General features: G+C 64.7%; 12 protein-coding genes. 7 read left to right on the top strand and 5 right to left on the bottom strand.

Translation table 11 applies throughout. The features are described 5' to 3' along the window. The first annotated feature begins 78 nt into the window (after positions 1 to 78). Together JF66_RS05200 and JF66_RS05195 are read left to right on the top strand one after the other, a co-directional pair. A complete protein-coding gene (locus JF66_RS05200; RefSeq protein ID WP_035876024.1) occupies positions 79 to 348 on the top strand; it encodes a glutaredoxin family protein in 270 nt (89 codons plus the stop codon). Then, entirely contained in the window at positions 345 to 644 is a 300-nt protein-coding gene (locus tag JF66_RS05195) for a Dabb family protein (protein ID WP_035876021.1), read from the top strand. Before JF66_RS05200 ends, JF66_RS05195 begins: the two co-directional genes overlap by 4 nt. 69 nt (positions 645 to 713) lie before the next feature. On the opposite strand, the gene aspS is transcribed toward JF66_RS05195, so the two are convergent. Continuing rightward, positions 714 to 2,027 (bottom strand): aspartate--tRNA(Asn) ligase, encoded by a 1,314-nt coding sequence (aspS, locus tag JF66_RS05190; RefSeq protein WP_081882161.1) that lies wholly within the window; start codon positions 2,025 to 2,027, stop codon positions 714 to 716. 79 nt (positions 2,028 to 2,106) lie between these two features. Here aspS and JF66_RS05185 point away from each other — a divergent pair, with 79 nt between their 5' ends. The 5 genes from JF66_RS05185 to ccsB are packed head-to-tail and all read left to right on the top strand — an operon-like array spanning position 2,107 to position 6,785. After that, positions 2,107 to 2,751: a histidine phosphatase family protein gene (locus JF66_RS05185; protein ID WP_035876015.1), complete on the top strand. Its 645-nt coding sequence runs from the start codon at positions 2,107 to 2,109 to the stop codon at positions 2,749 to 2,751. Next, positions 2,751 to 3,347 carry a TlpA disulfide reductase family protein gene (locus JF66_RS05180; protein ID WP_035876011.1) on the top strand — a complete coding sequence of 199 codons (597 nt, stop codon included), beginning with the start codon at positions 2,751 to 2,753 and terminating at the stop codon, positions 3,345 to 3,347. The genes JF66_RS05185 and JF66_RS05180 overlap by 1 nt, the downstream gene beginning before the upstream one ends. Positions 3,348 to 3,349: 2 nt before the next feature. After that, positions 3,350 to 4,111 (top strand): cytochrome c biogenesis CcdA family protein, encoded by a 762-nt coding sequence (locus JF66_RS05175; RefSeq protein WP_035876008.1) that lies wholly within the window; start codon positions 3,350 to 3,352, stop codon positions 4,109 to 4,111. Next, a complete protein-coding gene (locus tag JF66_RS05170; protein ID WP_051973145.1) occupies positions 4,095 to 5,780 on the top strand; it encodes a cytochrome c biogenesis protein ResB in 1,686 nt (561 codons plus the stop codon). Before JF66_RS05175 ends, JF66_RS05170 begins: the two co-directional genes overlap by 17 nt. A 51-nt stretch (positions 5,781 to 5,831) precedes the next feature. Continuing rightward, positions 5,832 to 6,785, top strand: coding sequence for a c-type cytochrome biogenesis protein CcsB (gene ccsB / locus JF66_RS05165; protein WP_051973147.1), 954 nt, complete (start codon positions 5,832 to 5,834; stop codon positions 6,783 to 6,785). A gap of 216 nt (positions 6,786 to 7,001) precedes the next feature. On the opposite strand, the gene JF66_RS05160 is transcribed toward ccsB, so the two are convergent. The 4 genes from JF66_RS05160 to JF66_RS05145 are packed head-to-tail and all read right to left on the bottom strand — an operon-like array spanning position 7,002 to position 9,790. Further along, entirely contained in the window at positions 7,002 to 7,982 is a 981-nt protein-coding gene (locus JF66_RS05160) for an o-succinylbenzoate synthase (protein ID WP_035876002.1), read from the bottom strand. A gap of 34 nt (positions 7,983 to 8,016) precedes the next feature. Beyond that, a complete protein-coding gene (locus tag JF66_RS05155; RefSeq protein ID WP_197059327.1) occupies positions 8,017 to 8,277 on the bottom strand; it encodes a hypothetical protein in 261 nt (86 codons plus the stop codon). A 2-nt stretch (positions 8,278 to 8,279) separates the two neighbouring features. Continuing rightward, on the bottom strand, positions 8,280 to 8,642 hold the full coding sequence (locus tag JF66_RS05150; RefSeq protein ID WP_035876000.1) for a hypothetical protein: 363 nt from the start codon (positions 8,640 to 8,642) through the stop codon (positions 8,280 to 8,282). A 50-nt stretch (positions 8,643 to 8,692) separates the two neighbouring features. Next, entirely contained in the window at positions 8,693 to 9,790 is a 1,098-nt protein-coding gene (locus JF66_RS05145; protein ID WP_081882160.1) for an RNA polymerase sigma factor RpoD/SigA, read from the bottom strand. Positions 9,791 to 10,187: the final 397 nt, after the last annotated feature.

Here is a 10,187-nt window from a genome sequence, read left to right as displayed (position 1 = left end):
CGCTGGGCCTCTTCAGGTCTGGCGCTTTTTGCTTGCCCTTTTTCGCTTGCCCTTTTCGTCGTCAACTAGGCTTGTTGCATGGCGAATATTCACCTCACCCTGATCGGCAAGCCCGGTTGTCACCTCTGCGACGATGCGCGCGACCTCGTTGCGACCGTCGTGCAGAAGGTCATCGACGAGCGTCCGAGCCCCGACATCACGGTCGAGGAGCGATCCATCCTCGACGACGCCGAACTGCATGCCCTGTACGTGGAGGACATCCCTGTCCTGCTCATCAACGGCAAGGTGCACAACTATTGGCGCATCGACCCGTTGCGTCTCCGTACGGCCCTCCTGGAGGTCTCATGACCATTCGCCACATTGTTTTCTGGAAGCTCAGCGCGGTCACGCCCCGCAAGAAGGCCGACGATGCCGCTGGCGTCGTGTCCCGCCTGGAGGCGCTCGTGGGCGTCGTTCCCGAGATCCGTGCGCTGACCGTGGGCCCCGACGTCGCCGGAGACGAAAACTGGGACATGGCTTTGATCGTCGATGTCGACGATCTCGACGCCCTCGCGCGTTACCAGGCGCATCCGGATCACAAGGCGGCTGGCGCCTTCATCCGCACCGTCGTCACCGACCGTCTCGCCGTCGACCTCCAGGTCTAAGCGTTCCCTCAACAAAAAAAGCGGGCTGTGCGTCAGACGACGAACAGCCCGCTTTCGAGTGTGGCGGGTCTACGGCTCCAGGCGGGTCGGGCCGCGGAACAGGTAGGTGACCTCGCGAATGCTCGCCTGGTGCAGCATGAGCATCAGCACGCGGGCAAGGCCCATGCCGAATCCGCCGTGCGACGGAACTCCGTAACGGAAGAAGTCGAGGTAGCCCTCGATCTCCTTCGGGTCGAGGCCCTTTTCGATCGCCTGCGCCTCGAGCACCTCGATGCGGTGCTCGCGCTGGGCTCCCGTGGAGATCTCCGTGCCGTTGAAGATGAGGTCATAGCTCTTCGTGACGCTCGCGTCACCCTCGTGGCGCATGTGGTAAAACGGGCGGATGCTCGAGGCATAGTCGGTGAGGAACACGAACTCGTGCCCGAACTTCTCGGCCACGTACGCGGCGATCTGGCGTTCACCCTCCGGGTCCATATCGTCGTCATCGCGGGGAACCTCGTAGCCGCGGCTCTTCACGATTTCCTTCGCCTCGGCGAGGGGGATGCGCGGGAACGGCTGGCTGGGAACGGTCACCTCCACGTCGAAGAGGGCCTTGACCTCGTCTCCGTGCTTCGCCTTGACGGCGGTGAAGCCGGCCACCATGAGGTCTTCGTGCAGCTGCATCACGTCGTCGTGGCTGTCGATCCAGCTGATCTCCGAGTCGATGCTCGTGAACTCGGTGGAGTGGCGGCTCGTGAACGAGGGGTCCGCGCGGAACGCCGGGCCCACCTCGAAGATCTTTCCAAAGCCGGCGGACTGCGCCATCTGCTTGAAGAACTGCGGGCTCTGCGCCAGGTAGGCCTTCGTGTCGAAGTAGCCCACCTCGAACAGCTCGGCGCGGGACTCGCTCGCACTCGCCATCAGCTTGGGCGTGTGCAGCTCGATGAAGTCGTGCTCGATCCAGTACGTGCGCAGGGCATGCTCGAACGTGGTCTGAATGCGGAAGATGAGGTTCTGCTTCGGGTTGCGCAGGTCGAGGAAACGCCAGTCCATGCGCTTGTCGAGGCTCGAGTCGGCCGCGATCGGCGTCTCGGGGATGGCAGCGGACACCACGGTGAGGGTGGAGAGCTTGATTTCGATGCCGCCGAGCTTCACCCGCTCGTCGTGCTTGAGCTGACCGGTCACGGTCACGAAGGTGCCCTGGGCCAGTCCCGAGATGCTCGTGGCCGGCTCGTCGGCAACGACGACGCCATCGGCATCCGTCGTGCGGGGATTGACGAGCTGAACGGCGCCGGATTCGTCTCGAAGAACGACGAATTGCACCTTTTTCTGGTCTCGTACGGTATCGACCCAGCCGGACACCGATACGGGGCCGTCGTCGAGAGCGGACAGGTTCTTGATCACTACGCGCGAAGTCACAGACTCGAGTTTAGCCGCCCGCCTCACGGCAAATTCGCGGGTGCCCTGTCCTTAGACTAGGGAGGTGGTAGCCAGTCAAGTTCATCTCGTGCGTCATGGTGAGGTTTTTAACCCCCAGGGCGTGCTCTACGGCAGGCTGCCGAACTATCGACTTTCCGAGTTGGGGGCGCAGATGGCCGAGTCCGCTGCTGCCGAACTCCTCACCCGTGGTCGCCCCGTCGTGCGCGTGATCGCGTCGCCGCTGCAGCGCGCGCAGGAGTCCGCCGCGCCGATCGCGCGGGCTTTCTCGCTGGCGCTCGACACCGATGAGCGCATCATCGAACCCACGAACCACTTCGAGGGCAAGCGGATGCGCGGCCAGGGCGGCGCCCTGCGCGACGTGCGCAACTGGCCTTTTCTCGTGAACCCGCTGCGTCCGAGCTGGGGCGAGCCCTTCCGCTTGGTCGCCGATCGTATGCTGGCGGCCATCGACGACGCGTGGAACTCCGTCGATGACGGCGACGTCGTGTTGGTCAGTCACCAACTCCCCATCTGGATGGTGCACCGGGCACTTGCCCACGAGCGCCTCGCGCACGATCCGCGCACGCGGCGGTGTGCTCTCTCGAGCATCACGACGGTGTCGTGGCGTGGCGACCGCTTCGAAGAGACCGCCTACTCGAGCCCGGCCGCCCACCTGCAGGGTTCGGCAACGGATGTCGGTGCCATCTGATGCGCCCCCCTCGTCTGGCCGTCGCGGGCGGCCTCCTCGCCCTCGCCCTCGTGCTCGCCGGTTGTTCCTCTGACCCCCTCGCCGATCAGTACCGCGAGGGCAGCAGCAAGGGTTTCATCGCGGGAGACGGCAGCGTCACCGAGATTGCGGCATCCGCTCGGGGTGACGTCATCGACTTCGCCGGCGTCGACGAAAACGGCGACCCACGGGCGAGCGCCGACTACACCGGTGAGGTGCTCGTCGTAAACTTCTGGTACGCCAGCTGTGCGCCCTGCCGGGCGGAGGCGGCCGACCTGCAGAAGATCAACGCTCAGTTCGAAGGCAAAGGTGCTTCCTTCATCGGTGTGAACGTGCGTGACCAAGCCGCCAATGCGATCGCGTTCAACGACACCTACGGCATCACGTATCCCTCAGTGCTCGACGTCAATAATGGGGCCATGCAGCTCGCCTTCAGCGGCAGCATCCCGCCGAATGCGGTGCCGACCACGCTCGTGCTCGACAAGCAGGGGCGGGTGGCCGCGCGCATCCTGGGCCAGGTTACATCGCCGTCCATCCTGGAAACCCTGGTTCGAGACACCATCGCCGAGGGCTCTTAGGCGTGGGCAATCCCTTCGGTGAGATCGTCTTCAGCGGTCCGTTGCTCTTCGCGATTCCGATCGCCATCCTGGCCGGACTCGTGTCATTTGCTTCGCCGTGCATCCTGCCCCTCGTGCCGGGATACCTCGCCTATATCGGCGGTTTCGCCGATGGAAGCACGAGCGCGGCCAAGGGTGACCGCCGTGGGCGTCGCCGACTGCTCACCGGGGTGGCGTTGTTCATCCTCGGGTTCACGCTCGTTTTTGTGCTCACGGGTGTGGTGTTCGGCGCGGCCGGTTTCTGGCTCAACCAATACCGCGATCTGGTCGGCCGCATCGCCGGCGTCGTCGTCATCTTGCTCGGCCTCGTGTTCGTGGGACAGTTCGGCGTGATGCAGCGCACCCTCAAGACGCAGTGGCGGCCCAAGATGGGCCTGGCTGGCGCCCCCTTGCTCGGCGCCGTGTTTGCCGTCGGCTGGACCCCGTGCACCGGTCCCACGCTCACGGCCATCAACTCGCTCAGCCTCACCACGGGGTCACCGTGGCAGGGTGGACTCCTCGCCCTCTTCTACGCGCTCGGGCTGGGCATCCCTTTTCTTTTGATCGCGCTCGGCCTCAACTGGGCAACCGGAAGCGTCGCTTTTTTGAAGCGGCACATCCGGGCGATCAATCTGTTCGGTGGGGTCTTCCTCATTGTCATCGGCGTGCTCATGGTGAGCGGCATCTGGGGCGCCTGGCTCCTCGACCTTCAAGGGGTGATTGGCAACTTTGTCCCGGCCATCTGACCATTTTGATTCCACGCCGGCCCCCGGGGCCGACGCCCAGATCGTGCAACCCAAGCTCGGCCTGATGGGCTGGCTGCGCTGGTTCTGGCGCCAGCTCACGAGCATGCGCACCGCACTGTTCCTGCTGCTGATGCTCGCCATCGCCGCGATTCCGGGTTCACTCGTGCCGCAGCGCAGCTCCGACCCCAACGGCGTGACGCAGTATTTCACCGACAACCCCGACCTTGCGCCGGTGCTGGACAAATTCCAGGCCTTCGACGTGTACTCCTCGGCGTGGTTCTCGGCGATCTACATTTTGCTGTTCATTTCCCTCATCGGCTGCGTTATTCCGCGCACCAAGCACCACTTCCTCGCCCTGCGGGCGAAGCCGCCGGCAACGCCGGCCCGCCTTGCTCGGCTGGCGGGGTTCACGGTGCGCACGGCCCCGGCCGGAACGGATGCCGCGGCGACGATCACCTCGGCGCGCGCGCTCCTGAAATCCAGCGGCTACCGCACCGCACTGTTCGATGACACGAGAGCGGGCAAGACGTTCTCCGTTTCGGCCGAGCGCGGCTACGTTCGGGAGACCGGTAATCTCGTGTTCCACTTTGCTCTCGTGGGCATTCTCATCACCGTGGGATTCGGTGGCGGCTACGGGTTCAGCGGCCAGCGCGTTCTCGTGGAAGGGCAGACATTCGTCAACACGCTGCTCGCCTACGACTCGTTCAACCCGGGCCGGTTCTTCAACAGTGACTCCCTCGACCCGTACAAGCTCACCCTCGACGATTTCTCGGTGAAGTACGAGGAGATGAACCTCAAGGCCTACGGCCAGCCCATTGACTTCACGGCGAGCGTCACCGTCACCGACAAGGATGCCAAGGCGACCCCGGGTGAGGTGAAGGTCAACGGCCCGCTGCGCACCGGCGGCACGGATATCTTCCTGCTCGGCAACGGCTATGCGCCCACGATCACGGTGAAGGATCCGAGCGGCAAGGCGGTCTTCACCGACTCGGTTCCGTTTCTTCCTCAGGACGCCAACCTCACGTCGCTGGGCGTCGTGAAGGTGCCCGACGGGCTGGCCGAGCAGGTCGGTATGATCGGGTTCTTCTACCCGACGCAGGCCGAGTCCCAGTCCGGCACATACTTCTCCACCTTCCCCGACCTGGAATACCCGATGCTCACGCTGCGCATCTTCGAGGGTGACCTGGGCCTGGACGCCGGCGTGCCCACATCCGTCTACGCCCTCGACACTGACAAGATGACCTCGCTCACCGGAGGCACCACGGGCGTGAAATCGCTCGAAATGATGCCCGGCCAAACTGTGGATCTGCCTAACGGCCTCGGCACGGTGACCTTCGACAGCGCCAGTCCGAACGCCGCCGCGAACGATTTCTCGACCTCGGTTCCGCGCTTCGCCTCGTTCGACGTTCACCGCGACCCGACCCAGGGCTGGGTGCTGCTCTTCGCGATTTCCGCCTTGTTCGGCCTGTTGACCGGGCTTTTCGTTCCTCGCCGTCGCGTGTGGGTCAAGGCCCTCGAACAGCCCGATGGCACGGTGCGCCTCGAATACGCCGGCCTCGCGCGTGGCGACGACCCGGCCCTCGAGGCCGCCGTGGCAGCCCTGGCCGACAAACATTCCGCCCCGTTCAACTCCATTCAGGTCGTCGACCCGACGCCCAAACCGACTTAGGCTTACACCGTGAATCTCAACGAGCTTTCCATCATCAGCCTGTACTCGGCGATGGCCATATACGCGGTGGCCTTCATCGCGTTCGCGATCGACCTCGCCAAACGCAGCGCGTCGGTTGACGCGCACACGAGCAGCCTTGCCGCGGGTGCCTCGGGCGGTTCGTCGTCAGCGACTGTCGGCGGAGGGACGACCACCCTCACCCGACTGAGCGCTCGCATGGACAACGATGCCACGAGCCCCTATGGGCGCTCCGCGAGCCTGCGGATCGGCGTCTCGCTCACAGTTCTTGCGTGGGCGCTGCACCTCGCGGCCACGATCATGCGGGGCATCGCCGCAGATCGGGTGCCGTGGGCCAACATGTACGAGTTCGCCATGACCGGCACCGTGCTCATCGTGACCGTGTTCCTCATTGTGCTGACCCGGATCGACCTGCGCTTTCTTGGCACCTTTGTCACCGGCCTCGTGCTCGTGCTCCTGGGCGTCGCCGTGCTCAGGTTCTACGTGGAGGTCGCTCCGTTGCCGCCGGCGCTTCAGTCGGCGTGGCTCGTCATCCACGTGTTCGTGGCTTCGCTGGCCACCGGATTCTTCGCGATCGGGTTTGCGCTCTCCATCGTGCAGCTGTTTCAGTTCCAGCGCGAGAGCCTCGTGGCCGACGCGAAGAGTGTGCGGCTGCGCTTCCTCGCCACGCTGCCCTCATCGTTCACGCTCGAGAACCTTGCGTACCGGGTGAGCATCATCGGCTTCATTCTGTGGAGCTTCACCCTGATGGCCGGATCGATCTGGGCAGAGAAGGCCTGGGGTCGCTACTGGGGCTGGGACACCAAGGAAGTGTGGACCTTCATCATCTGGGTGATCTACGCCGGATACATCCACGCCCGTGCGACGCGCGGCTGGCGCGGATCACGCTCGGCGTGGCTGTCGATCATCGGCTTCTCCGCCGTGATGTTCAACTTCGGCATCGTGAACGTGTTCTTCAAGGGCCTGCACTCCTACTCCGGCCTCTAACCCTCTAAGGCTCTCCTGGGAGCCGGCCTGAGGGTCGGCGTGTGGGGTTTCGATCGCTCCTTCGTCGCGCTTCGACCAGCGGAGGGGCCGTCGGTCGAGGCGCGAGGTACGAGCGATCGAGACCAGGTGAGGTGCTTCTGGGAGCCGGTCTGAGGGTCGGCGTGCGGGGTCTCGATGGCTCCTTCGTCGCGCCTCGACCAGCGGGCGTGGAGGAGGTCAGTCCTCGAGCAGGGCGTACGTGCGCTCGAGGCGGGCGATCCACCAGTCACGACGCTCGGGCGTGGCCGCATATGTGTCGAGCAGCGCCGGGTCGGGGGTGATGCGGCGCACGGCGATCTCGCCGTCGACAGGCAGCAGCGGGTCGCTCGTGACATCGCCGAGCAGCAGCGACGCGGTCGCGAGGCCGCAATCGAAGTAGAGGCCCGGAACGGCCGCGGCGAGGTGTGCGCCCATGGAAATGCCGATCGACGTGTCCAGGGCGCTCGAGACCACGACCGGCAGGCCCGTCTGGCCGATGATCGACAGGGCCGCACGGATGCCACCGAGCGGCTGGGCCTTGATCACCAGAATGTCCGCGGCACCGGCGCGCGCCACGGCGAGCGGATCCCCGGTCTTGCGCACGCTTTCGTCGGCCGCGATCGGCACCCCGAGGTAGGCGGTACGTTCGCGGATATCGGCGAGTTCCGCCACGGTGGCGCACGGCTGCTCCACGTACTCGAGGTCGAAGACGTTCAGGGCGTGGATGGCCTTCTCCGCCTCGTCAACGGTCCACAGCCCGTTGGCATCGATGCGGATGCGGCCCTCAGAACCGAGCAGCTCCCGCACCTTGCCCACCCGGGCGATGTCGTCGGCCAGTGTCTGGTCGGGGCTGGCCACCTTCACCTTGGCGGTGCGGCAGCCGGGGAACCGGGCAAGAACGGCCGCAACGTCGTCGGGACCGACGGCCGGGATCGTGGCGTTCACGGGAATGCTCGTGCGCAGCGGGTGCGGCGCCTCATTCCAGCCGAAGTCGATGGTCGCCCGCAACCAGTCGACGGACTCGGCGTCGTCGTACTCCACGAAAGGGGAGAACTCCGTCCAGCCCTGCGGCCCCTCAACCAGAAGCGCTTCCCGGCTGTCGATGCCTCGGAAACGGGCGACGACCGGCAAAGCGACGACGCGGGCGGTATCGAGCAACTCGTGCAGTGAGGGCTTCATACTTCCAGTGTGTCAGTCCGCCGCTGGGAAACTGTTACAAGCCGTCGGGAACGAAGGATTCCGTGCTGTCGTTCTCGTGACCAAAGCCGTTGACCTGCGCATGCACGAGGGCGATCGGGATACCGGGAGCGATGAGCAAATACGCATCCTCGTAGCGGCCCTCGCCGGCGTTGACCGGGAGCCAGTAGGAGACGCCCGCTGCAATGGCCGCGTCGATCTCCACCTGAACCGATTCCACGTCGCGACCGCCAAGCGAGTAAGGCCTTCCGTCGTAGACGATGTCAATCCGGCTCATGATTACTCCTTGCTTGAAGCGGGGTGGTGGGCGACAAGATCGGTCTCGATCGGGGGCACGATTGCGGGCGAATGGGGCTCGGGAACGATCTGCAGCCCACCCGAGGAATTGGCGGTTGCCATCAGCGCCTCAATCCACTCGCGGTTCAGGCTCGGGGAACGGCTGCCGAAGTACTTGTACGCCACGGGGATGCTCGGGTGCATCCAGATCGTGCTGCGCCCGTCCCCCGATTTCGGGTCGTCCCGCCAGCTGAAGTAGAAGGATTCTCCGCGGCGTAATTTGGCTCCCACGACAACTTGAATGTGGGCCAGCACCCGGTCATCGAAGTCTGCAGTGAGGGTCGAGTCGTAGGTCAGCTTTCCCATTTCACCATTCCAATGAATCAGTTGCTGCGACCCTACGCCGAAACGGTGGCCTAGTCCTTCAAATAATGCTCCAAACGTGGCACGTGTAAGAGGGCCAAAGCACGCTTCTCGATTTGTCGAACGCGCTCTCGCGTGACCCCCTCGATCTGGGCGATCTGGTCGAGCGTGCGCGGTTCATCCCCATCGAGGCCGAAGCGGGCCCGCAGGATGGACTGTTCCCGAGTGGGCAGCGTTTCGAGGAAAAAGCGGATGTCCGCGGCGCGCAGCGCGAGCGTGGCGTACTCGTCGGGCTGGGGCAGATCATCGTCGATGATGAGTTCCGCCATATCGCCGGCGCCGTCACCGACCGGGGTATGCAGCGAGATGGGCTCGTTGTCGTACTGCAGGAGGCGCAGCACGTCGCGCACGGGGATCTGCGCGACATCGCCGATTTCGCGCGGCGTTGGGTCGCGGTCGAGGGTACTGGTGAGGTCGCGCCGAATGCGCTTGATCTTGTTGAGCTTCTCCGCTGTGTGCACGGGAATGCGGATCATGCGCGACTTGTCCGCCATTCCGCGGTGGATGGCCTGCCGAATCCACCAGGTGGCATAGGTGGAGAACTTGTAGCCCGTCATGAAGTCATACTTCTCGACCGCTCGTACGAGGCCCATATTGCCGTCCTGCACGAGGTCCATGATGGGGACTCCGCGGCCGGAGTAGTGCTTGGCGATGCTCACGACGAGGCGCAGGTTCGCCTCGATGAACTGGTTCTTGGCGCGACGGCCGTCGTGCACGAGCCAGGTGAGCTCCCGACGCTCCACCGGCTGCTCTACCGATAGCTCCTCGCCTGCCAACTCGGCTGCCTCCGCCGCGATGGCCTGCTGCACCAGCCGCGCGCCGGCAAAAAGGCCCACCTCGATGCGGCGAGCGAGGTCGACTTCTTCCTCGGCGGTGAGGAGTCGGCCCTTGCCGATGCGGCGGAGGTAATCGCCGAAGGCATCCGTCGATGCTCCGCTGTATTGGGCGGTGCGGGCGGCGGCTGCGGCACGGCTCGCGGCAGCGGTCAGGCGTGGTTCGGCGGGGAACGCATCGCCCAATGGCGCGGCCACGGGAGTGGCAGCGCGCGATCGGGCGTTCAACGTGCGGGTTTCGTCGACTGTGACGGTCATTTCAGCACCTTTCGGTTGGCGAGAGAACTCGTCGAACGGGAACTGGGCGCCAGGCTCGCAGCGGCCCGGTCGAATGATGAAAAGTACCTGCGCTCACGCAGCACTCCAAGGTTTGTCACTTCGTAGGCGGTCCGGACCCGCTGGATGAAGCCCAGCAGCCCTGCTGGGTCGTTCTCCTCGAGCGCGGCATCCCTCACGCGCCACTCTGTCGGCGAGAGCGGTGTCACCGAAATGTTGTGGGCGGCGTAAAAATCGGACGTGATGTCGGATGTAACTCCGGCGGTTGGACTGGCGCTTGCATTATCGCCCTTGTGGGCCATCACTGCCTCCCGGTCGTTTCCAGAACATAATTACACCCGCGAAAAAGAAGCGCTTCAAGGGGTTGACTTGACTCTTT

It is taken from the genome of Cryobacterium sp. MLB-32 (assembly GCF_000738085.1).
Classification (GTDB): domain Bacteria; phylum Actinomycetota; class Actinomycetes; order Actinomycetales; family Microbacteriaceae; genus Cryobacterium.
Note: the sequence above shows the minus strand (reverse complement) of the source record. Positions and strands in the feature narration are given on the sequence as shown.